Annotated in this window: 20 protein-coding genes; 6 read left to right on the forward strand and 14 right to left on the reverse strand. The window is 39.7% G+C overall.

The genetic code is table 11. From position 1 onward, the window contains the following. Positions 1–597: 597 nt before the first annotated feature. The 6 genes from dprA to HT687_RS00500 form a co-directional block, all read right to left on the reverse strand. A complete protein-coding gene (dprA, locus tag HT687_RS00475) occupies positions 598–1,446 on the reverse strand; it encodes a DNA-processing protein DprA (RefSeq protein WP_000705307.1) in 849 nt (282 codons plus the stop codon). A 96-nt stretch (positions 1,447–1,542) separates the two neighbouring features. After that, a complete protein-coding gene (locus HT687_RS00480) occupies positions 1,543–2,232 on the reverse strand; it encodes a sugar phosphate nucleotidyltransferase (protein ID WP_000643965.1) in 690 nt (229 codons plus the stop codon). An 11-nt stretch (positions 2,233–2,243) separates the two neighbouring features. Further along, positions 2,244–3,122 carry a DMT family transporter gene (locus HT687_RS00485; protein WP_000837608.1) on the reverse strand — a complete coding sequence of 293 codons (879 nt, stop codon included), beginning with the start codon at positions 3,120–3,122 and terminating at the stop codon, positions 2,244–2,246. Further along, the gene (gene licA, locus HT687_RS00490; protein ID WP_000411222.1) at positions 3,112–3,981 is read right to left on the reverse strand and encodes a choline kinase LicA; all 870 of its coding nucleotides are present in this window, start codon (positions 3,979–3,981) and stop codon (positions 3,112–3,114) included. The genes HT687_RS00485 and licA overlap by 11 nt, the downstream gene beginning before the upstream one ends. 16 nt (positions 3,982–3,997) lie before the next feature. Beyond that, entirely contained in the window at positions 3,998–5,020 is a 1,023-nt protein-coding gene (locus tag HT687_RS00495) for a ribitol-5-phosphate dehydrogenase (protein WP_000609870.1), read from the reverse strand. A 4-nt stretch (positions 5,021–5,024) separates the two neighbouring features. Beyond that, on the reverse strand, positions 5,025–5,732 hold the full coding sequence (locus HT687_RS00500) for a 2-C-methyl-D-erythritol 4-phosphate cytidylyltransferase (RefSeq protein ID WP_023936526.1): 708 nt from the start codon (positions 5,730–5,732) through the stop codon (positions 5,025–5,027). 335 nt (positions 5,733–6,067) lie between these two features. On the opposite strand from HT687_RS00500, the gene tacF reads away from it, so the two are divergent. Genes tacF through HT687_RS00515 form a run of 3 tightly spaced genes read left to right on the forward strand, consistent with a single transcriptional unit; the run spans position 6,068 to position 9,179 of the window. After that, the gene (gene tacF, locus HT687_RS00505; protein WP_023936527.1) at positions 6,068–7,555 is read left to right on the forward strand and encodes a type IV teichoic acid flippase TacF; all 1,488 of its coding nucleotides are present in this window, start codon (positions 6,068–6,070) and stop codon (positions 7,553–7,555) included. A 9-nt stretch (positions 7,556–7,564) separates the two neighbouring features. Then, positions 7,565–8,368 carry a phosphorylcholine transferase LicD gene (locus tag HT687_RS00510; RefSeq protein ID WP_023936529.1) on the forward strand — a complete coding sequence of 268 codons (804 nt, stop codon included), beginning with the start codon at positions 7,565–7,567 and terminating at the stop codon, positions 8,366–8,368. A gap of 1 nt (position 8,369) precedes the next feature. After that, positions 8,370–9,179, forward strand: a complete 810-nt coding sequence (locus HT687_RS00515; RefSeq protein ID WP_001199655.1) for a phosphorylcholine transferase LicD — start codon at positions 8,370–8,372, stop codon at positions 9,177–9,179. Positions 9,180–9,450: 271 nt separating this feature from the next. Here the strand turns inward: HT687_RS00515 and carB are convergent, their stop codons facing one another. The 6 genes from carB to HT687_RS00545 form a co-directional block, all read right to left on the reverse strand. After that, positions 9,451–12,627 (reverse strand): carbamoyl-phosphate synthase large subunit, encoded by a 3,177-nt coding sequence (gene carB / locus HT687_RS00520; protein WP_023936531.1) that lies wholly within the window; start codon positions 12,625–12,627, stop codon positions 9,451–9,453. Positions 12,628–13,074: 447 nt separating this feature from the next. Beyond that, positions 13,075–14,154 carry a carbamoyl phosphate synthase small subunit gene (locus HT687_RS00525; protein ID WP_000166853.1) on the reverse strand — a complete coding sequence of 360 codons (1,080 nt, stop codon included), beginning with the start codon at positions 14,152–14,154 and terminating at the stop codon, positions 13,075–13,077. A gap of 49 nt (positions 14,155–14,203) precedes the next feature. Beyond that, positions 14,204–15,127 (reverse strand): aspartate carbamoyltransferase catalytic subunit, encoded by a 924-nt coding sequence (locus HT687_RS00530; protein ID WP_023936533.1) that lies wholly within the window; start codon positions 15,125–15,127, stop codon positions 14,204–14,206. Positions 15,128–15,145: 18 nt separating this feature from the next. Continuing rightward, on the reverse strand, positions 15,146–15,667 hold the full coding sequence (pyrR, locus tag HT687_RS00535) for a bifunctional pyr operon transcriptional regulator/uracil phosphoribosyltransferase PyrR (protein ID WP_000850023.1): 522 nt from the start codon (positions 15,665–15,667) through the stop codon (positions 15,146–15,148). A 210-nt stretch (positions 15,668–15,877) separates the two neighbouring features. After that, positions 15,878–16,507: an endonuclease III gene (nth, locus tag HT687_RS00540; protein WP_000244443.1), complete on the reverse strand. Its 630-nt coding sequence runs from the start codon at positions 16,505–16,507 to the stop codon at positions 15,878–15,880. Continuing rightward, on the reverse strand, positions 16,507–17,049 hold the full coding sequence (locus tag HT687_RS00545) for a DUF177 domain-containing protein (RefSeq protein ID WP_023936535.1): 543 nt from the start codon (positions 17,047–17,049) through the stop codon (positions 16,507–16,509). Before HT687_RS00545 ends, nth begins: the two co-directional genes overlap by 1 nt. 624 nt (positions 17,050–17,673) lie before the next feature. Here HT687_RS00545 and HT687_RS00550 point away from each other — a divergent pair. Continuing rightward, entirely contained in the window at positions 17,674–19,200 is a 1,527-nt protein-coding gene (locus HT687_RS00550; protein WP_023936537.1) for an ATP-binding cassette domain-containing protein, read from the forward strand. Positions 19,201–19,347: 147 nt separating this feature from the next. Here HT687_RS00550 and htpX read toward each other — a convergent pair whose 3' ends face one another. Then, positions 19,348–20,247: a zinc metalloprotease HtpX gene (gene htpX, locus HT687_RS00555; RefSeq protein WP_023934415.1), complete on the reverse strand. Its 900-nt coding sequence runs from the start codon at positions 20,245–20,247 to the stop codon at positions 19,348–19,350. 1 nt (position 20,248) lies between these two features. Then, entirely contained in the window at positions 20,249–20,809 is a 561-nt protein-coding gene (locus tag HT687_RS00560; RefSeq protein WP_023936539.1) for a LemA family protein, read from the reverse strand. Between the two features lie 93 nt (positions 20,810–20,902). Here HT687_RS00560 and rsmG point away from each other — a divergent pair, with 93 nt between their 5' ends. Both rsmG and HT687_RS00570 read left to right on the forward strand, forming a co-directional pair. Continuing rightward, positions 20,903–21,616: a 16S rRNA (guanine(527)-N(7))-methyltransferase RsmG gene (gene rsmG, locus HT687_RS00565; protein ID WP_023936541.1), complete on the forward strand. Its 714-nt coding sequence runs from the start codon at positions 20,903–20,905 to the stop codon at positions 21,614–21,616. A gap of 302 nt (positions 21,617–21,918) precedes the next feature. Further along, the gene (locus HT687_RS00570; RefSeq protein WP_031233631.1) at positions 21,919–23,202 is read left to right on the forward strand and encodes a solute carrier family 23 protein; all 1,284 of its coding nucleotides are present in this window, start codon (positions 21,919–21,921) and stop codon (positions 23,200–23,202) included. Positions 23,203–23,560 lie beyond the last annotated feature (358 nt).

The following is a 23,560-nucleotide window of genomic DNA, read 5'->3' on the forward strand; positions in this document are numbered from 1 at the left end:
TTTCATTGAGTATAAAATCCTAACAAACTCAATACTTTAGTAGTCTGATATGCCAATCTCATGAGGTCTTTTTATCATTTTCCATCATATCCTGACGCAAATGTCTACTGATGTCTCTCATCAGTTTCATTTCTAGTAAATGAAAATCAAACTCGGAAGCTCACCGTAGCTTGCTCAAAACACAGCAAGACAAAGCTGATGACGTAAAAAGATTTTCGAAGAGTGTCATCATCAATTTCAGACCATTTTTTATAATAACCATTTTATTTTTATCTGTCAAGGTCTTTGAATTCTTTCTTAAACAAGCCTTGTAATCTCTACTTTTGAAGAATTTATTTTTCCTTACTGGCAATACTTGAGACGATACAGCTCCCTGATAATAAGCTGACCAAGATTAGTCACAAGCAACTCTCCTTTCTCAATTACACTAAATTGCTTTCCTTCCTCTGGGAAAAGTCCTCCACTCTACTTATTCACTTAGAAAAAACGCATAATATCAAGTGCTGAAAAAACTGATACTATGCATTTATTGTGGGGATATTTACTTCATTTTCTATTAAAAATTGATTTTTCTCAGTATTCTAGCTTATATAATGTTTAAAATTCAAATTCCGCAAGCACATCTCGCCCACTGGTGACCAATTTTGCCCCTTCTTGAATCAAATGATGGCAACCATCTGATAGCCCATCTAAAATGCTACCAGGAATAGCAAAGACATCGCGTCCTTCTTCCATTGCTCGCTCACAGGTAATGAGACTCCCCGAGCGCATCTTAGCCTCTGCTACAATCACGCCACGGCAAAGTCCAGCAATGATGCGATTACGGGCAGGAAAATGAAATTTCAGAGGTTGTTCGCCAGGTCCATATTCACTGAGAACCAGATGATCATTGCCGATGTAGTCTTGCAAACGTTTATTGGCTTTAGGATAAAACACATCCAGTCCTGTTCCAATCACTGCAATGGTTTTTCCGCCATTTTGAAGAGCTGCCATATGAGCTGCTGTGTCAATGCCCTTGGCTAATCCACTGACGATAACCAGTTCATTTTCCAAGCCTTGAATGACTTTTTCAACTGACTTAGCTCCCTGTTTGCTACAAGCACGACTGCCCACGACCGCTACCTTCGGGAATTTCAGGAGGTCAAGATTTCCCTTGTAAAATAAAAGTACAGGCGCATCATATATTTCACTCAAATCCCAAGGATAACAGTCATCTAAAATAGAGAAAGATGGAAATTTTTGAAACTCTTTCGACAAATGCGCATCGTCTATCTGAAAATAACGTTCCATAAAAACGGCTGGATTACGGCAACCTGATATATCTGCAATATCACCCAACAAAAGCTCCTGATCAACATTTTCACCGTATTCTAGCACTTTCAAAATCTGTTGATTGGTCAAACCTGATTTTTTTAACTTATAGATTTCATAGTTTGTGATTTTCATAAATAACTCCATTTCTTTTTCTACTCATCTATCTATTCGTAAAAGTTCGTAAAAAATCAAAAAAACATCCGACTATTTTGTCAGATGTTGGAATCTTTAATTTTCGTTTTTAAGAATTTCTTCTAATTTATGGTAGTCTTGGACACTATCGATTTCATAGATACTATTGCCTTCTAATTCTTCGACATAGACATCTAGCTCTTTGATATTATCCTTAACCATATTGTCCCAGTAGAGATCAACAAATTCGCCACTTGCATAAGCCTTATCGATAAAGCTGACAATCTTTTCTGCAGTTGGAGCATCCCAGAAGGATACACCACTAAGGATGCGACCTGCCTTGCTATCAACAATAATGTCTTGAACCTTGTAGTCATCTCCATAGACCAAGAACCATTCGTTGGTACAATCTTCACGATAAACACTAAAATAAGTCGAACGAGTCAAATCATTGCGGAACATATTTTTAAAGAGATAGTTATCGGCATCAATAACATAGCTGTTGGCCAATTCTTCTTTTACAAGATAGAGAGAGTAAAAGTTATTGTAGTCAGCGTATTTATCATTGAAAACGAGACGAACACCGTATTTCTCTTTCAAGTAATCGAATTGTTCTTTAAGATAACCGACAATGATGATGATGTCATTGATTCCTTTTTCTTTGAGAAACTCAATTTGGTATTCAATCAAGGGTTTTTGATTAACCTGAACCAAGGCTTTAGGGGTATTTTCAGTCATAGGACGCAAGCGAGTTCCCAATCCCGCTGCTAAGATGATGGCTTTCACACGAATCTCCTTTATTCTTTAATAATAATATAAACTCCAGCAATAACGACAAGTGACGTCATAATGGTCAGCATATCTAGCGGTGCACCCAAAAAAACAACTGCAAACAAGACCGTCCAAACTACATAGCTCACATTCAAGCCTGTAGCCTTGGCTGGTTGCAAGCGATTGATAGCGATATAATAAGCCAAGTAGGAAATCATATCAAAGGCTGCAAAGACAATCATGAGACCTAGTAATTGTCCATTGGCCACTTCTGCAAATGACTGATGAGAGAAGAGCACAATCACAAGATAGGACAAGAATGAAGTTACTTGACGGATTAAGAGGGCCTCAATTTCACTCAATTCACTTTCCATGGCAAAGGAGCTAAGGACACTCTCACTCCCCCATGCAATAGCACAAACTAAAGCACAGAGAATACCAATGTAGAAGGAATTAACCTGTTCAACCTTATAGGTCTGAGCAATTATCCCTCCAATAATCAAGACAATCCCAAATACAGTATTTTTTGAAATCTTGTGCTTCAAAAAGAAGAAAGCCAATAAAACTGAAATCGCAGGGTAAATAGCCGACACAGATGAAGCTAAGGAACTTCCGATATACTTAACCGCATAAAGATTGGCCTGCATACCGATAGGGCCTGCTAGCAAGGCTCCGATGATGACACTCACATTGCGAATATTTAAGAAAATTGAGAGGCGAACTTTTCCTTCTTTTACCAAGAGAAAAGCTAGTAAGATAAAGATACTCAAGAAATCGTGAGCAGCGGCCACCACAAAGGGCGACAAATCTGTAAAAATCGAAAAGATGTAAGCACTAATTGTTAGACCTAAACCCCAGAAAATACCTGAGAGTAGACCAAAAGGAACTCCGTTTTTACTTTTCATCTGAACCTCCATAAGAAGTCAAACCTTTAACAGCTCTTTGATAACGATTCACACCATAGTCACCAAAATCTGCACCTTGCTCTTCCTTATAGACAGTCCATAGACTCCAAATAGTGTCTTGTAAAATTTTATAAATGGCAATCTTTTCACGAGAAACCGGTGTTTGGTCACTCTCATAGTGAGACAAGAAGGCTTCTTCCTCCTGGGTAGTGAATTCAGACTCTAAAAAGAGGGCAGCCAGATCCCACATTGGATCATTCATTGATGAATATTCCCAGTCAATCAGATAAAGTCGTCCTTGTGGTGATTCGATAAAGTTTTCAGGCACCAAATCGATATGACAAGATTTTCTGTCAACACCTAAGTCAGCCAGTCTTTTCTCTAAAGAAAAGACTTCTTCTCGAACAGCTTCATAGTTGGCATAAGGGATTTTCTCTTCAATCAAGGATTCGTATTTTTTGATTTCCTCAAAAGGAGCAAATTCTCCTCTTAATTCCTTACCAGAAGCATGAATGGTTTGTAATATTGGAGCAATTTTATCAAATTTGGTCTTGATTGACCTTGAATCAAGTGTAATCGCAGATTCGATATACTCATTTACTTTGATACCAGCTTCAATATCAAAAAGATAATTTTTTACATCTAAGTCTAAATCCTTTAGTAGTTCAAGATTGTACTTTTCATCTTGTCGATTGATAAGCTTTTCTGTCCCTTTACCAAAGAATTTAACAATGTATTGCTTATTTGTTGTTTTGACCAAATAGTTTTGATTGGTCATTCCCCCCAGTTGTTCAACACTGAGGACTTCCTCTTCTTGACTAAGTAGGGAAGAAATTTTCTCTTTAATGATTTTCTCCACAATTAACCTCCAGCACTTATACTTCCCACTTAAACACGGTTTTAAAGGCTGTGTTTAAGTCGGTCGCAAAGACACGGTGAATATCTTTAATTTCTCTTACAGGTTCTTCTAGATAAAGGATATTTTTAAGACGATTGGCAAATTTCTTAACTTCCATCATTTGGATTGCATTTTCAAAATCGATGCGACCAGAACGAGAGGACCCAACCAAGAGCAAGCCCTTTTCTAAGGCATCGCGAGTATTGAGATTGACTTTATATTCGCTAACTCCCATCATGAGAATCGTTCCTTGAGGACGAATGTAGCGAATCAGGTCATTTATAGCCGGTCCAGTACCATTACCACCACAACACTCAAAAGCATGGTCAAAGGCCAAATCTTCAGGAATATTATCCGTAATATAGCATTCTTTGGCAAAAGAGAAAAGTTCCAACTTTTCCCAATGACGACCAATAACCACAATCTCTGCTTCTGGCAAAGTATAGTTGATAATATTGGCAACCACAAATGCTAAACTTCCATCTCCGATAACGGCGATTCGGTCCCGCTTGCTATGAGCAAGGGTCAATAGACGATTCATGGCATGCATGCCAACACTGACAAACTCTGTAATGGCTGCAACCGTATCTTCGATAGCATCATAAGCCACCACACGATCTTTAGGGAGAGAAACAAACTCTCTCATAAAGCCATCAAAACCACTAGACAAGAAATGGGTCCCTGTCATGTAGTTCTCATAGAATTCTTCATCGCTCTGCATAGAAGGCTGATTGGGAATCATGACAACTTTTTGCCCAACCTCATAGGTTCCCGTCGGGTCAGAAATGATGGTTCCACATGACTCGTGAATCATTGCCATTGGAAGCTTTTTATTCAAAATCTTGGGGTCACGTTTTCCCTGGTAGTAACGCTGATCCGCATGACAGACAGCCATATAGTTAGGGCGGATGAGGATATGATTCTCTTGGTCAATAGCCTCTTCCTGATATTTGACATTGATAAACTTAGGCTTAGTTAGTTGATAAATTTGATTAATCATTTTACTAGTCTTTCTCAATCATACTTTTTGCAATCTTCAAATCTGTTACTGTTGTGATTTTTAGGTTTGAGTATTCGCCCTTAGCCAAGGCCACATCTTTTCCTTTGATCACAAAGATTTTACATGCATCTGTCAAGATTTCCTTCTCTTCAGCAGAGAGAGAACCGTAAAGGTCCATGAAGTCCTTGCAACGGAATGTTTGAGGTGTTTGTCCTTGATAAAGGTGAGCACGATTTGGAATATCTGTAATGAATTGACCATTGGTACTTTCAACGATAGTATCAACCGCTTCTACCACTGTGTCCACTGCGTCATGATTTTGGGCAAGTTGGATATTGTCCTGAATCATGCGAAGTGTAATAAATGGACGAACAGAATCGTGGGTAACAACAATGTCCTCTGGAGTAAGCGGACGATAAGCATCAATCGCTTCAATAATTTTCTTAATACTTGTATTGCGGTCAGCACCACCCTTTGTAATGATGATACGTTCCTTATAAAGAGGAAGATATTTATCTACAAGATCTTCTGCATGAGAAACCCAGTCTCCATGAACACCAACTACAATTTTTTCAATACTTGGCTCCAAGACAAATTTTTCAATTGTATGAATCAAAATAGGTCGATCACCTAGCTCTAAAAATTGTTTTGGCAAGTTACTGATTCCCATGCGTGTGCCAGTTCCACCAGCAAGAATTCCTGCATAAATCATCTATTTTCTCCTTTGTCTTACTAAAAAAACTTATTCTCTCTATTATACCACAATCTAGTCCTATCATAAAAGAAATACTGGTCCTCCCCTTCTAGAATAGGAGAATTATGCAGTTCTATTATTCAAAGAAACTAGTCCATTTCTAGTAATGACTAGGAATTCTGTAGCAATTACTAATAAATGGCTGCGAAATTTTAGAGTCCTTCAGAATAATATACTTTCCTTAAAGAAAACTTAAAACTTAAGATTTGAAACTTCAAAGTGATTACTTGACTTACTGCCCTTCATTTCTTATTAGCTAACTTTATGATATAATGAAAAACGAGGTAAATTGAATGAAAAGTATAAAATTAAATGCTCTATCTTACATGGGAATTCGTGTCTTGAATATTATTTTTCCCATCCTAACTGGAACCTATGTCGCGCGTGTCTTGGACCGAACTGACTATGGTTACTTCAACTCAGTCGACACTATTTTGTCATTTTTCTTGCCCTTTGCAACTTATGGTGTCTATAACTACGGTTTAAGGGCTATCAGTAATGTCAAGGATAACAAAAAAGATCTTAACAGAGCCTTTTCTAGTCTTTTTTATTTGTGCATCGCTTGTACGATTTTGACCACTGCTGTCTATATCCTAGCCTATCCTCTCTTCTTTACTGATAATCCAATCGTCAAAAAGGTCTACCTTGTTATGGGGATTCAACTCATTGCCCAGATTTTTTCAATCGAATGGGTCAATGAAGCTCTGGAAAATTACAGTTTTCTCTTTTACAAAACTGCCTTCATCCGTATCCTGATGCTGGTCTCTATTTTCTTATTTGTTAAAAATGAACACGATATTGTTGTCTATACACTTGTGATGAGTTTATCGACGCTGATTAACTACCTGATTAGTTATTTTTGGATTAAAAGAGACATCAAACTTGTTAAGATTCACCTAAGTGATTTTAAACCACTCTTTCTCCCTCTGACAGCCATGTTAGTCTTTGCCAATGCCAATATGCTCTTCACTTTTTTAGATCGCCTCTTCCTCGTTAAAACAGGGATTGATGTCAACGTTAGTTACTATACCATAGCTCAGCGAATTGTGACCGTTATAGCTGGGGTTGTAACAGGAGCTATCGGAGTGAGTGTGCCTCGTCTTAGTTACTATCTAGGAAAAGGCGATAAGGAAGCCTATGTTTCTCTGGTTAATAGAGGTAGTCGAATCTTTAACTTCTTTATCATTCCACTGAGCTTTGGACTCATGGTTTTAGGACCAAATGCCATCCTACTTTACGGTAGTGAAAAATATATCGGAGGTGGCATCTTGACCTCTCTCTTCGCTTTTCGTACGATTATCCTGGCCTTAGATACCATTCTTGGTTCCCAAATTCTCTTTACCAATGGCTATGAAAAACGTATCACAGTCTATACAGTCTTTGCTGGGCTACTCAATTTGGGCTTAAATAGTCTCCTCTTTTTCAACCATATCGTGGCTCCTGAATACTACTTACTGACAACTATGTTATCAGAGGCCTCTCTACTTGTTTTCTATATCATTTTCATCCATAGAAAACAACTTATTCACTTGGGACATATCTTTAGCTATACTGTTCGATACTCTCTCTTTTCACTTTCTTTCGTAGGAATTTATTTCCTGATCAATTTCTTGTATCCTGTGGATATGGTCATTAATTTGCCATTTTTGATGAATACTGGTTTGATTGTCTTGCTATCAGCTATCTCTTATATTGGTCTACTTGTCTTCACAAAAGATAGCATTTTCTATGAATTTTTAAACCATGTCCTAGCCTTAAAAAATAAATTCAAAAGATCATAGGAGTTTAAAATGAAACAACTAACCATTGAAGATGCCAAACAAATTGAATTAGAAATTTTGGATTATATTGATACTCTCTGTAAAAAGCACAATATCAACTATATTATTAACTACGGTACTCTGATTGGGGCGGTTCGACATCAAGGCTTTATTCCTTGGGACGACGATATTGATCTGTCCATGCCTAGAGAAGACTACCAACGATTTATTAACATTTTTCAAAAGGAAAAAAGCAAGTATAAGCTCCTTTCCTTAGAAACTGATAAGAACTACTTTAACAACTTTATCAAGATAACCGACAGTACGACTAAAATTATTGATACTCGAAATACAAAAACCTATGAGTCTGGTATCTTTATCGATATTTTCCCTATAGATCGCTTTGATGATCCTAAGGTCATTGATACTTGTTATAAACTGGAAAGCTTCAAACTGCTGTCTTTCAGTAAACATAAAAATATTGTCTATAAGGATAGCCTTTTAAAAGATTGGATACGAACAGCCTTTTGGTTGCTCCTTCGACCGATTTCTCCTCGTTATTTCGCACATAAAATCGAGAAAGAAATTCAAAAATATAGTCGTGAAAATGGTCAGTATATGGCTTTTATCCCTTCTAAATTTAAGGAAAAGGAAGTCTTCCCAAGTGGTACCTTCGATAAAATAATTGATTTACCCTTTGAAAATTTAAGCCTTCCAGCACCTGAAAAATTTGATACTATTTTGACACAATTTTATGGAGATTATATGACCCTACCACCAGCAGAAAAACGCTTCTACAGTCATGAATTTCACGCTTATAAATTGGAGGATTAGGATGCAATATTTAGAAAAAAAAGAAATTAAAGAAATTCAACTAGCTCTGCTAGACTATATTGATGAGACTTGTAAGAAACATGATATTCCTTATTTTCTCAGTTATGGAACCATGCTTGGAGCCATCCGCCACAAAGGTATGATTCCTTGGGATGATGATATTGATATTTCCCTTTATCGTGAGGATTATGAGCGTTTACTGAAGATTATTGAAGAAGAAAATCACCCTCGCTACAAGGTTCTTTCCTACGATACATCTTCTTGGTACTTCCATAATTTCGCATCGATTTTGGACACTTCTACTGTTATAGAAGACCATGTTAAGTACAAGCGTCATGATACCAGCCTTTTCATCGATGTCTTCCCAATTGATCGATTTACAGACTTGAGCATTGTCGACAAGAGCTATAAGTATGTGGCTCTTCGTCAACTAGCTTATATCAAAAAATCACGAGCAGTTCACGGTGATAGCAAATTAAAAGATTTTCTTAGATTATGTAGCTGGTATGCCCTCCGAGTGGTCAATCCCCGTTACTTTTACAAGAAAATTGATCAGCTAGTCAAAAATGCTACAACCAACTCTCCTCAATATGAAGGAGGAATTGGGATCGGTAAGGAAGGGATGAAAGAAATCTTCCCAGTTGATACCTTTAAAGAACTGATTTTGACTGAGTTTGAAGGTCGTATGTTGCCTGTGCCAAAAAAATATGACCAATTTTTAACCCAGATGTATGGGGATTATATGACACCACCATCAAAAGAAATGCAAGAATGGTATAGTCATAGCATTAAAGCTTATCGTAAAAACTGATTGAGGGCGACCATACAAACTACTAAGATAGAGGTTATTCAAAAACATAATTTTAGTAGAAAATGAAGTAAATATTCCTACAATAAAACGCATAATATCAAGGTTTTCAACACCTGATATTATGCGTTTTATAATTTTAAAGACTTTTTTCTATAGTAGATTGAAATAAGATACGAACAAATCAATTAGAAAATTCAAATTAATTTCTAGAAATATTTTAGTATTCCTGTGTACTGTTCTAAATTCAGTCTGCTATATCTTATTTTTCTATTTAAATCGCTTCTGTAACAAAGCTACGACTTTCAAGTACCTTAAGCATGGCATTAGCTGTATCTAGCGCTGTGAAGAGGGGCACCCCGTGTTCAATGGCTGAACGGCGGATTTGCTCACCATCTTCGTCAGCAGTTCGTTTTGTTCCAACTGTGTTAATGATAGCTTGAATTCTTCCTTTACGAACAAAGTTTGGAATATCCTTATCGTCATCACCAATCTTACCAACAGGCTGAGCATGTAATCCATGACTGGCAAAGAAGGCTGCTGTCCCTTCTGTCGCGAGGATTCCATAGCCAATATTTTGAAAACGACGAGCCAAGTCCAAGGCTTCTTCTTTGGCATCATCAGCGATGGTAAATACAACATTTCCAAAGGTTGGCAAGTGGAGGTAAGAAGCTTCAAAAGCTTTATAGAGAGCTTTTTCCAAAGTAGTATCAGAACCCATAACTTCCCCTGTTGACTTCATTTCAGGACCAAGTAAGCTGTCTACCTTAGCTAGTTTGGTAAAGGAGAAGACAGGTGCCTTGATATGAACGCGAGTGCTTTCAGGGTAAAGTCCATCTTGGTAGCCAAGTTCTTCAAGGTTTTGACCAAGAATGAGCTTGGTCGCTACTTGAGCCATAGGAATATTAGTTACCTTAGAAAGGAATGGAACGGTACGGCTGGCACGTGGATTGACCTCAATAACGTAGACTTTTTCATCCTTGATAACAAACTGAATGTTCATCATTCCAAGACAGTTGAGGCCGATTGCTAGGCGTTTGGTGTAGTCTGCGATGGTTTCCTGCACCTTTTGAGACAAGGTTTGCGGAGGGTAAACAGCCATTGAGTCACCTGAGTGGACACCAGCACGTTCGATATGCTCCATGATACCTGGGATAAGGACATTTTCACCATCTGAGATGGCATCAACTTCGCACTCCTGACCAACGATATAAGAATCGACAAGAACTGGGTGGTCTGGACTAGCCTTAACCGCTGTACGCATGTAAGAACGAAGATCTTCTTCATTTTCTACGATTTCCATGGCGCGTCCACCAAGTACATAAGATGGGCGAACAAGGACTGGGAAACCAATCTTACGTGCTGCAAGAACTGCTTCTTCTTCATTGGTAGCCGTTTGTCCTGGTGGCTGTGGAATGTCCAATTCTTTGAGAGCTTGCTCGAAGAGGTCACGGTCTTCAGCACGGTCTAGGTCAGCGACCTGTGTACCAAGGATGGTCACACCTGCTTTTGCCAATGGCTCCGCAAGGTTGATAGCTGTTTGACCACCGAACTGAACGATAACCCCTTTTGGTTGCTCCAAGTCGATGACATTCATAACATCTTCGAATGTCAATGGCTCAAAGTAAAGCTTGTCTGATACCGAGAAGTCTGTTGAAACAGTCTCTGGATTTGAGTTCATGATGATAGCTTCATAACCAGCTGCCTGGATAGCCTTAACTGAGTGAACCGTTGCATAGTCAAATTCGACCCCTTGACCGATACGGATTGGACCTGAACCTAGGACAAGTACAGATTCTTTATCAGATCTGATAGACTCATTTTCCCATCCATAGGTTGAATAGAAATATGGTGTTTCAGAATCAAACTCCGCAGCACAGGTATCGACCATCTTATAAACTGGAACAATCTTGTTTTCCAAGCGAAGTTGACGAAGTTGATCAGCAGTTGTTTTCCAAAGTTCCGCAATCTTACGGTCTGAGAAGCCATTAAGTTTAGCTGTTTTCAAGACTTCTAGATCTTGTGGATGAGCACCCAATTCCTGCTCAATTTCAAAGATATGTAGGAGTTTATCCAGATAAAAAATATCGATTTTTGTAAGCTCTGCAATTTCTTCAGGTGTGTAGCCACGACGAATTGCTTCTGATACGTAGAAGAGACGGTCATCTTGGGCTTTGACAACCTTTTCAATCAAGGCATCATCAGAAACTGCTGCAAGTTCAGGTATTTCATTGTGGTGCACCCCAATTTCAAGGGAGCGGCAGGCCTTGAGAAGAGATTCCTCGATATTACGACCGATTGCCATGACTTCTCCAGTCGCCTTCATTTGTGTACCGAGACGGCGTTCACCCTTTTCAAACTTGTCAAATGGGAAACGAGGAATCTTGGCAACCACGTAGTCAAGGGCTGGTTCAAACATGGCATAGGTTGAACCTGTAACTGGGTTGATGACCTCATCCAAGGTCAAACCTACTGCAATCTTAGCAGCCAATTTTGCAATCGGATACCCTGTCGCCTTAGATGCTAGGGCTGAAGAACGCGACACACGAGGGTTTACTTCGATGACATAATACTTGAAACTGTGTGGATCAAGGGCCAGCTGAACGTTACATCCCCCTTCAATCTTAAGGGCACGAATGATGCTCAAGCTCGCGTCACGTAGCATTTGGTTTTCATAGTCTGCCATGGTTTGCGCAGGAGCAAATACAATGGAATCTCCTGTGTGAATTCCGACTGGGTCAAAGTTTTCCATGTTACAAACAACCAAAGCATTGTCAGCTGAGTCACGCATCACTTCGTATTCGATTTCCTTGAAACCTGCAATCGAACGCTCAATCAAACATTGGGTCACAGGTGATAATTTCAAACCATTTTCAGCGATTTCACGCAATTCTTCCTCGTTGGCACACATACCACCACCAGTACCACCAAGGGTAAAGGCTGGACGAACGATAACTGGGTAACCAATTGTCGCTGCAAAGGCAACAGCTTCTTCGACTGTGTTGACAATTTCAGATTCTGGAATTGGTTGGTTGAGCTCTTCCATCAATTGTTTAAAGAGGTCACGGTCCTCCGCTTGATCAATGGCAGATAGTTTAGTACCCAGAAGTTCAACACCAAGCTCATCTAGGATACCATTTTTAGACAATTCCATGGCCATATTAAGCCCTGTTTGACCACCGAGTGTTGGTAGCAAGGCATCTGGACGCTCCTTACGAAGAATACGTGTCACAAACTCAAGTGTAATCGGTTCAATATAAACCTTGTCCGCAATCTCCTTGTCCGTCATGATGGTTGCAGGGTTTGAATTAACCAAAACCACCTCATAACCTTCCTCTTTCAAAGACAAGCAAGCCTGGGTCCCAGCGTAGTCAAACTCAGCAGCCTGACCAATAATAATCGGACCAGAACCAATCACCATAATTTTTTGAATATCAGTACGTTTAGGCATAGTTTATGATACAAAGCCCGTAAAGAACACAGTGAAAATAGGAAACTCGGTACAGACGCCTTCAGCGTCAAGACGATGTTTATCTTTTTCACACAGTTCTTAGGGTATGTTCACTTTCGCGAACAATGTATCTTCTCCTTTCTATTCGTCGCCTCACTGAGCGACATTAAATAAATTCTCCGACGATTTTTTAGCGAAACGATATTTTTCGGTAAAAAATCTAGTGCAGGGAGTTTTTAGTTCGCCTGATAGCGACTAAAAGAAACGACCTGCCTTTCTATTCGGCAACTCTCAGATTTCCATTAAATAAGATACAAAGGACGAATAGAAAGCGATTGAATTTTAGGAAACCAAGGAAGGATTGACAATCCAAGTTGGTTTCTCTAAATTCCGAGCTTTCCGTCCGTGTTCAGTTACATAAATTCTCCGACGAGCTTTTACTCATTCTTAGTTTGATTGTTTAAAAGCTTCCATCATCTCGATAAACTCGTCAAATAGGTAGCTAGCGTCGTGTGGACCAGGGGCTGCATCTGGATGGTATTGAACAGAGAAAGCAGGTTGGTATCTGTGACGCACACCTTCAACTGACTTGTCATTGATTTCTTCATGGGTGATAATCAAATGCTCTGGCAAATCCTCACGGCTAACTGCATAACCATGGTTTTGACTTGTAAAATCCACACGTCCTGTAGCAATTTCGCGTACCGCATGGTTGAATCCACGGTGTCCAAATTTCATCTTGTAAGTCTTAGCCCCGTTTGCCATTGCAAAGAGTTGATGCCCCATACAAATACCAAAAATTGGAATTTTTCCTTGTACACCACGAATCATATCCAGTGCTTGGGGAACATCTTCTGGATTTCCCGGTCCATTTGACAACATAACTCCGTCAGGGTTGAGATGGAGAATTTCTTCAGCCGTTGTTGAATAAGGAACGACTGTCACGTTACAGTTGCGCTTAGAGAGTTCACGTAAGATTGAGTGCTTGAGACCAAAGTCCACTAGCACTACGCTCAAACCAACTCCTGGAGCTGGATACGAAGTTTTAGTAGAAACCTGCTTGATATTGTCTGTCGGCAAGACTGTTGCTTGGAGCTGGTCCGTCACATGGTCCATACTGTCCCCAACATGGGTCAAGGTTGCACGCATCGTACCATGCTTACGGATAATCTTGGTAAGAGCACGTGTATCAATCCCTGAAATACCCGGAATTTTCTTGGCTTTCAAAAATTCATCCAAGGTCATTTGGTTGCGCCAGTTACTAGCTCTACGTGCTTCTTCGAAAACAACAACTCCCTTACAAGTTGGAATAATGGATTCGTAATCATCACGGTTAATTCCATAATTTCCCACCAAAGGATAAGTAAAGGTCAAGATTTGTCCATTATAAGACTGGTCTGTAATGGATTCTTGGTAGCCGGTCATGCCTGTATTAAAGACAATTTCACCAGTTACATCAATATCTGCTCCGAAGGCCTTGCCTTCAAAAACTGTACCATCTTCTAATACTAGAAGTCTTTTTGTCATATTTTCACCTCTCGTGGACGCTCACTGGCGTCTTTTAACGTCTTGTGTTTTAGTTGGCGTTTCTACTCGCCAGTACGGATTCTAAGATTGCCATTCGAACAAAGACACCATTGGTCATTTGTTGGACAATCCGTGATTTTGGTGCTTCAACCAAGTGGTCTGCGATTTCTACATCACGGTTGACTGGAGCTGGGTGCATGAGGATTGCTGTTTCTTTCAAACGGTCATAACGTTCTTGAGTCAAGCCATGTTGGGCATGGTAGTCTTCTTTTGAAAAGACTGCTCCGCTATCATGGCGTTCATGTTGCACACGGAGAAACATCATGACATCCACCTGATCAATGATTTCATCAATGGTTACAAACTGTCCATAGTCTGCAAACTCTTGACTTCTCCATTCCTCAGGTCCAGCAAAATAAAGTTCAGCTCCCAAGCGTTTCAAAATCTGCATATTGGATTTGGCAACGCGTGAATGGTCCAAGTCACCTGCAATCGCAACCTTGAGACCCTCAAAGTGGCCAAATTCCTCATAAATAGTCATCAAATCAAGCAAGCTCTGGCTAGGATGTTGTCCCGAACCATCTCCACCATTGATGATGGAAGTCGTAATCGTGGGACTAGCAATTAACTCTCTGTAGTAGTCAACCTCAGGGTGGCGAATCACACAGACATCCACTCCTAAAGCAGACAGAGTCAAAATGGTATCATAAAGTGTCTCACCCTTATTGACTGAACTAGTCTTCACATCAAAGTCAAGTCGTTCCAGCCCCAGTTTAATCTCTGCCACTTCAAAGGACTTATGCGTCCGTGTAGAATCCTCAAAGAAAAGATTGGAAACAATCGGGTGGTTTTCATAAGGAAGCTGAGCTCCGTTTTTAAACTCAATCCCTCGTTTGATCAATTTCATGACTTGATCGACAGTGAGGTCTTCCATGGACACCACATGGTTCAATGCTTGTTGATTTTCTGACATGGCCACTCCTTTAGCTTTCTAAGCTTCTTCAGTAATCAGAACTCTGTCTTGGCCATCAAGTTCTGCCATCTCTACGATGATTTCTTCAGAACGACTGGTTGGGATATTCTTCCCAACGTAATCTGGACGGATTGGCAATTCTCTATGTCCACGATCGACTAGAACTGCTAAACTTACGCGCGCAGGACGACCATGACCTACAATATTATCAATAGCAGCACGGATGGTACGACCTGTATAAAGCACATCGTCCACCAAGATAACTTCGCGGTCTGTCACATCGACAGAAACCAAAGAAGTATCTTCTCCACTTTTAACATCATCACGGAAGGGTTTAGTATCCAATTCCACAACCGGAACTGAAAGGTTTTCTAGTTGCTCCAAACGTTCTTGGATACGATGGGCGATAAAGACACCGCGAGTTTTAATACCAGCCAAGACGATTTTATTCAAATCTTTGTTGCGTTCAATAATCTCATAAGTAATACGCGTAATCGCTCGTTTGACGGTCAATTCGTCTACAACTTCTTTTGTCTTCATGACAAACCTCCAAAAAGAAAAGTCTCCTTAAACAAGGAGACTTGAAATGTATAGCTAAGCAAGCCCTACTGCACACAGTATAGACTTCACCCTTCTACTTTATCGCGCTCCTTGCCTGCCTCACGGGACAAGTTTAAAGGAATATTTAGTTATCAATTACTATAGCACAAAGTAAGCTTAAAATCAAGCAAAAACTTTCGATTTTCCATCTTACAAATTGCTAAAATCATATAACTGTGGGTACTGGTCACACTCTGGATTTTTAGGATGACAAATGGCTCTTCCAAAATAAATCATGGCCTGATGAGCTGCTAACCACTGCTCAGGCGGCAAGATATCCATGACCCGCTTTTCCACCTCAAGTGGTGTCGCTGATTTTTTGACGATATCGTGGTGTTTGCAAATACGCTCCACATGAGTATCCACTGCAAAGGCTGGAATCCCAAATCCTACACTCATAACAACATTGGCTGTCTTGCGACCAACACCTGCCAAACTCTCCAATTCCTCACGTGTTTGAGGGACTTGACCATCAAAATCGTCTAGTAACTGTTGGGCACATTTTTTAAGGAATTTAGCCTTATTTCGATACAGTCCCAGTCGAGAAATGTGTGAAGCAATCTCACTCTCTGTTGCAACAGACATGGCTTGTGGCGTTGGAAAGGCAGCAAAGAGGCCTGGCGTAGCCTTATTTACCGCTGCATCCGTCGTCTGGGCTGACAACATGACCGCAACCAAGAGTTCAAAATGATTAGTGAAATCAAGACTGGGCTTGGCATCTGGAAAAAGAGCAATGATTTCTTCTAGCACCTTTCGTGCTCGTTTTTTTGACAAAACCATTATTCGTCTCCATCAAATAGTCCTTGTAAACCAGCAAAAGGACTGTTTTCTTCTTTCTTAACTGCTTGTTGAGCTTGGTATTCTTCTTCTGTCATGATTTGCCAGTCATTTCCTGAAACAAATCCTTGGCCAGCTTCTTCTTCAGCCGTCAAGACCTTGATAGGAATGTTTAGTAGGATATTGTCTGACACGCTCTCAGCAAGGTCAAGTTCTCCATTTTCGATAGGCAGGACCAAGTCATCGTCTAAAACTTCCTGATCTAGTTGGTTAGTTGCACCTTCCATGAAAACTTCCGTTACTGGATAAGATTCAACTAACTCAACTGGCTCCATACTACGACTTGAAGCAAGAACAATGGTATAAGATAGTTGATAATCTAAGAAATACATACGGTTTTCGTACTGTACTTTCCCAACTGCAAGGATATTTTTTACATCTAAAATTTCTTGATTACGTGCACGCAGGTCTGCGACTAGGTCTAACGTTTGTTCAAAATGCAAGCCTTCAGACTGCTTGCGTATCTCTTGAATATTTAATTTCATACTTCCTCCATAAAGATTTACTCTCTTGATTATACCATGAAAAGCCTACAAATCAACCCACCAAACTTTGTAATTAACATTCAAGTTTTTAATATGTCCACTATGATATTTTGTTTTTTAGTGCTATACTACATCAGAGCAAGGAGGATGCCCCTATGGAAGACAAAGAACTCGGTACTAATGCTTATCACTCGTATTTTAGAGCTTGGAATTTCCAGTTTTCTGTTGACAAAATTTCCTTAAAAGTATAGTATAAAGATACCAATACTCGGAGGTAAGGGAGACATGAACAACTAAGCCTATCAAATAAAAAACCTTTATTTAGTAGATCTTGTTTTTGTCTCTTTTTGTGTACTCTTTTATGCTCTTTTTCTGGCATTTTATACTCAATGAAAATCAAAGAGCAAACTAGGAAGCTAGCCGTAGGTTGCTCAAAACACTGTTTTGAGGTTGTAGATAAGACTGACGAAGTCAGTCACATATATACGGTAAGGCGACGCTGACGTGGTTTGAAGAGATTTTCGAAGAGTATTAATAGAGTTTTTTTGACATAGACTTTGGGCTCTACTAGGTAAAGTAGAGCTTTTTGTTATGTAGTATCAACATTCTAGAAAGGGCAATCATATGATAAAAATCAATCACCTGACCATCACACAAAACAAAGATTTACGAGACCTTGTCTCTGACCTCAGCATGACCATCCAAGACAGGGAAAAGGTCGCTATTATTGGTGAAGAAGGAAATGGCAAATCCACCTTACTTAAAATTTTAATGGGGGAAACTTTGCCTGATTTCACTATCGGGGGAGACATTCAATCTGATTATCAATCAACAGCCTACATTCCTCAAAAACTTCCTGAGGACCTGAAAAATAGAACTCTACACGACTACTTCTTTTTAGATACTATTGATTTAGATTACAGTGTCCTCTATCGTTTAGCTGAGGAATTGCATTTTGATAGCAATCGTTTCGCAAGCGACCAAGAGATTGGTAGTCTATCAGGGGGTGAAGCTTTGAAAATTCAGCTCATCCATGAGTTAGCCAAACCTTTTGAGATTCTATTTTTAGATGAACCTTCAAATGACTTGGATCTTGAGACGGTTGATTGGCTAAAAGGTCAAATGCGTAAGATTCGGCAAACCGTTATTTTCATTTCCCATGATGAGGACTTTCTTTCTGAAACGGCAGACACTATTGTTCACTTGCGACTGGTCAAGCACCGTAAAGAAGCAGAAACACTAGTAGAGCATTTAGACTATGATAGTTATAGTGAGCAGAGAAAGGCTAATTTTGCCAGACAAACCCAGCAAGCAGCCAACGATCAAAGAGCCTACGATAAAACCATGGAAAAACATCAACGAGTTAAACAAAATGTAGAAACTGCTCTTCGAGCTACCAAAGACAGTACTGCCGGTCGCCTATTGGCTAAAAAGATGAAAACTGTCCTCTCACAAGAAAAACGCTACGAAAAGGCAGCTCAGTCCATGACTCAAAAGCCACTTGAAGAGGAACAAATCCAACTTTTCTTTTCAGACATCCAACCATTACCAGCTTCTAAAGTCTTAGTCCAACTGGAAAAAGAAAATTTGTCCATTGACGACCGAGTTTTGGTTCAAAAACTACAACTAACTGTCCGTGGCCAAGAAAAAATCGGTATTATCGGGCCAAATGGTGTTGGGAAATCAACTCTGTTAGCCAAGTTACAGAGACTTCTGAATGATAAAAGAGAGATTTCACTTGGTTTTATGCCACAAGATTACCACAAAAAACTGCAATTGGATTTATCCCCAATAGCCTATCTCAGTAAAACTGGGGAAAAAGAGGAACTACAGAAAATCCAATCTCACCTAGCTAGTCTCAATTTCAGTTATCCAGAAATGCAGCATCAAATTCGCTCCTTATCTGGCGGACAACAGGGAAAACTCCTGCTTTTGGATTTAGTCCTGCGCAAACCAAACTTTCTCCTGCTGGATGAACCCACACGAAACTTTTCTCCAACTTCTCAACCCGAAATTAGAAAACTCTTTGCCACTTATCCTGGTGGTCTCATCACTGTTTCGCATGACCGTTGTTTCTTAAAAGAGATCTGTTCAATCATCTATCGCTTAACAGAACACGGTTTGGAGCTAGTTAATTTTCAAGATTTATAAATTTTCAACATCGCAAATATGTGGGGCAAAAACACAATTTTAGGAGAAAAAGAAGTAAATCTTCCCATAATAAAACGCATAATATCAAGTTTTCACACCTGATATTATGCGTTTTTCAGATTTTAAAGACTTTTTCCAGCCTTCATTTTACATATGTTTTAAACGTTCAATCCGTTCTGAGATAGGTGGGTGGGTATAAAAGAGTTTTTTGAACCCTCCCCCTTTCTTAGGATCATTGATATAAAGTGCACTGCTAGCATCATCGACGTGGCGACTCATAGGTTTGCTATTGTCCAACTTATCTAGGGCATTAATCATTCCCTGGGGATTGCGAGTCAGCTCGACACTAGATGCATCTGCCAGAAATTCCCTCTGACGAGAAATAGCGAGCTGAACCAAGGTTGCAGCGAGAGGTGCCAGTACAATAGCTAGTAGGGAAACCACTAGCATAATGATTTCAAGACCATTTCCATCTCGGTCATCATCACTTCGTCTGCGACCTGCTCCACCCCACCACATCATACGACCTGCCATACCAGAAAGCATGGTGATAGCACTAGCAAGGGCAACTGCAATAGTCGAAATACGGATATCATAATTACGAATATGACTGACTTCATGTCCCATAACAGCTTCTAGTTCTTCACGATTCATGATAGCTAGTAGACCTGAAGTCGCAGCAACCGCCGCATTTTGAGGGTTAGAACCTGTCGCAAAGGCATTTAAGGCTGGATCATCAATGATGAAAACACGGGGCATAGGAATCTGAGCGACCATAGCCATATCTTCCACTACGTGGTAGAAATCTGGTGCCGTTTGTTCATCAATCTCACGCGCCCCGTTCATGGACATGACAATCTCTGTTGATTGAAAAATCATGGACAAGGCATAGATAAAGCCGATAATCAGTGCGATAACCAAACCACCAATCCCAGACCGCATAAAGAGGTAACCAACCGCATAACCAACAAGAGCTAAGAGTAGGAAAAATACCAGCAACAAAATCCACGTTTTTCGTTTATTGCTTGCAATTTGATCAAACAACATCTTAGTCACCTAAACCGCTAAAATCAACTTTAGGAACTACCTTTTCCTCTTCTGGTGTTTGAAGGAAATCTGCTTCTTTAAATCCAAACATTCCAGCGATAATATTGCTTGGGAAAGTTTCTAATTTTACATTGTAGTTGCTGACAACACTGTTATAAAGTTGACGAGAGTAAGAAATTTTATTTTCTGTGTTTGTCAACTCCTCTTGCAATTTAACAAAGTTGGCACTAGCTTTCAAATCTGGATAGCTTTCTGCAACTGCAAAAATACCTGAAACCTGACGAGTGAGGGCATCACTAGCTTTCATAGCTTCTGCTGGTGAAGTCGCTGCTGCCACTTGGTTACGTAGTTCTGCTACCTTTTCAAGGGTAGAACCTTCATATTTAGCATAACCTTTTACAGTTTCAATCAAGTTTGGCAAGAGGTCATTTCGACGTTTCAACTGAACATCAATCTGGCTCCAAGCCTCCTTTGTTTGCATACGATTTTTAACCAAACCGTTATAGCTAACAATCACAAAAATAACAATAAGAGCTAAAACTCCAAGAATAATCCAAGTCATGATATAAGTCCTTTCTGCTTTTAGATTAGTACCAGTATATCAAATTTTTAATGATTGTGGTAAAATAAGATGATACTAAAGAAGGAAATAACTATGAAACCAGAAACATTTTACAACTTGCTTGCCGAGCAAAATCTTCCACTTTCGGACCAGCAAAAAAAACAATTTGATCGTTATTTTGAACTCTTGGTTGAGTGGAATGAAAAGATTAATTTAACAGCTATTACGGACAAGGAAGAAGTTTATCTCAAACATTTTTACGATTCGATTGCACCCATTCTTCAAGGCTTGATTCCCAATGAAACTATCAAATTGCTTGATATTGGAGCTGGGGCAGGATTTCCTAGTCTGCCGATGAAAATCCTCTATCCTCAGTTAGATGTGACCATCATTGATTCGCTCAATAAACGTATCAACTTCCTGCAACTTTTGGCTCAAGAATTGGATTTGAACGGAGTTCATTTCTACCACGGACGTGCCGAAGATTTTGCCCAAGACAAGAACTTCCGTGCTCAATATGATTTTGTAACAGCTCGTGCGGTTGCCCGCATGCAGGTTTTATCTGAATTGACAATTCCTTACCTTAAAGTTGGCGGAAAACTATTGGCACTCAAGGCCAGCAATGCCCCTGAGGAATTATTAGAAGCTAAGAATGCCCTCAACCTCCTCTTCAGTAAAGTCGAAGACAATCTCAGCTACGCCCTACCAAATGGAGATCCGCGTTATATGACAGTTGTAGAAAAGAAAAAAGAAACGCCAAATAAATATCCACGTAAGGCTGGTATGCCAAATAAACGCCCACTTTAATCTTTTTAGTAAAAAAATATTTACAAAATCAACCTCGCTCTTTTATTTTTAGGCTCGGGAAAAAATGATTTACAAAATCAACCTCGCTCTCTTATTTTTAGGCTCGGGAAAAAATGATTTACAAAATCATTTTTTTCTGCTATACTATCCTAAGCAAAGGTTTTTAATGTCATCCCGTGAGGTGACGAAGACACAGAAATACTTGAAACTCTTTAAAGTTTAGATTTTAGAGAAGTCTTACTCTGAGGGCCTATTGCTGTAAAATAATGGGCTCTTTTTTGATGCCCAAAAGTGAGGTTTATATGAAACAAGAATCAACTGTTGATTTGTTACTAGACGTTGACCAACGTCCTTCGGCTGGAAAAGGAATTCTCCTTAGCTTCCAACACGTTTTCGCCATGTTTGGTGCGACCATCTTGGTACCCTTGATTTTGGGAATGCCTGTATCTGTTGCCCTTTTTGCTTCAGGTGTTGGAACACTCATCTACATGATTGCTACTGGTTTTAAAGTTCCAGTTTATCTAGGTTCTTCATTCGCCTTTATCACAGCTATGTCACTAGCTATGAAGGAAATGGGAGGAGATATATCTGCTGCTCAAACTGGAGTTATCTTGACTGGTTTGGTCTATGTCCTTGTTGCTACCAGCATCCGATTTGTAGGAACAAAATGGATTGATAGACTCTTGCCACCAATCATCATCGGACCTATGATTATCGTTATCGGTCTTGGACTTGCAGGTTCAGCTGTTACCAACGCTGGTCTTGTAGCTGATGGAAACTGGAAAAATGCTCTTGTAGCAGTTGTTACTTTCTTGATTGCTGCCTTTATCAATACAAAGGGAAAAGGATTCCTACGAATCATTCCATTTCTCTTTGCCATTATCGGTGGTTACCTCTTCGCACTAACTCTTGGCTTGGTTGACTTTACACCAGTTCTTAAAGCTAACTGGTTTGAAATTCCTGGTTTCTACTTGCCATTTAACACAGGTGGTGCCTTTAAAGAATACAATCTTTACTTTGGTCCAGAAGCCATCGCTATCTTGCCAATCGCTATCGTAACAATTTCTGAACATATCGGAGACCATACTGTTTTGGGTCAAATCTGTGGCCGTCAATTCTTAAAAGAACCAGGTCTTCACCGTACTCTTCTTGGTGACGGTATCGCAACTTCTGTTTCTGCCTTCCTTGGTGGACCAGCCAATACAACTTACGGAGAAAATACAGGGGTTATCGGTATGACTCGTATCGCTTCTGTCTCAGTTATCCGTAACGCTGCCTTCATCGCGATTGCCCTCAGCTTCCTTGGTAAATTCACTGCCTTGATTTCAACTATTCCAAACGCTGTACTTGGTGGTATGTCAATCCTTCTCTATGGGGTTATCGCCAGCAATGGTTTGAAAGTCTTGATTAAAGAACGTGTTGATTTCGCTCAAATGCGAAACCTCATCATCGCAAGTGCTATGTTGGTTCTTGGACTTGGAGGAGCTGTCCTTAAACTTGGTCCAGTTACACTTTCAGGTACTGCTCTTTCAGCCATGACAGGAATCATCTTGAACTTGATCTTGCCATACGAAAATAAAGACTAATACTCTTCGAAAATCTCTTCAAACTACGTCAACGTCGCCTTGCCGTAGATATATGTAACTGACTTCGTCAGTCTTATCTACAACCTCAAAGCAGTGCTTTGAACAACCTGCGGCTAGTTTCCTAGTTTCCTAGTTTGCTCTTTGATTTTCATTGAGTATAAGAGTCTAAACATATCAAAAAACAAGCATTTCCAATTACGGAAGTGCTTATTTTTTTGATACTTAAAAGTAAGTGTATCCCCCTAACGCTGTCTAATATGTCTCCCCTATATGCATACGCTTCCACTCAGAGAACTCTACCTTGAACAGTTCAGGGGCTTTTTTAGCATTGTTATAAACTATAATATAGTAACCTTCC

Origin of the sequence: Streptococcus sp. 1449, assembly GCF_013276805.1 — a bacterium.
Lineage (GTDB): Bacteria > Bacillota > Bacilli > Lactobacillales > Streptococcaceae > Streptococcus > Streptococcus pseudopneumoniae.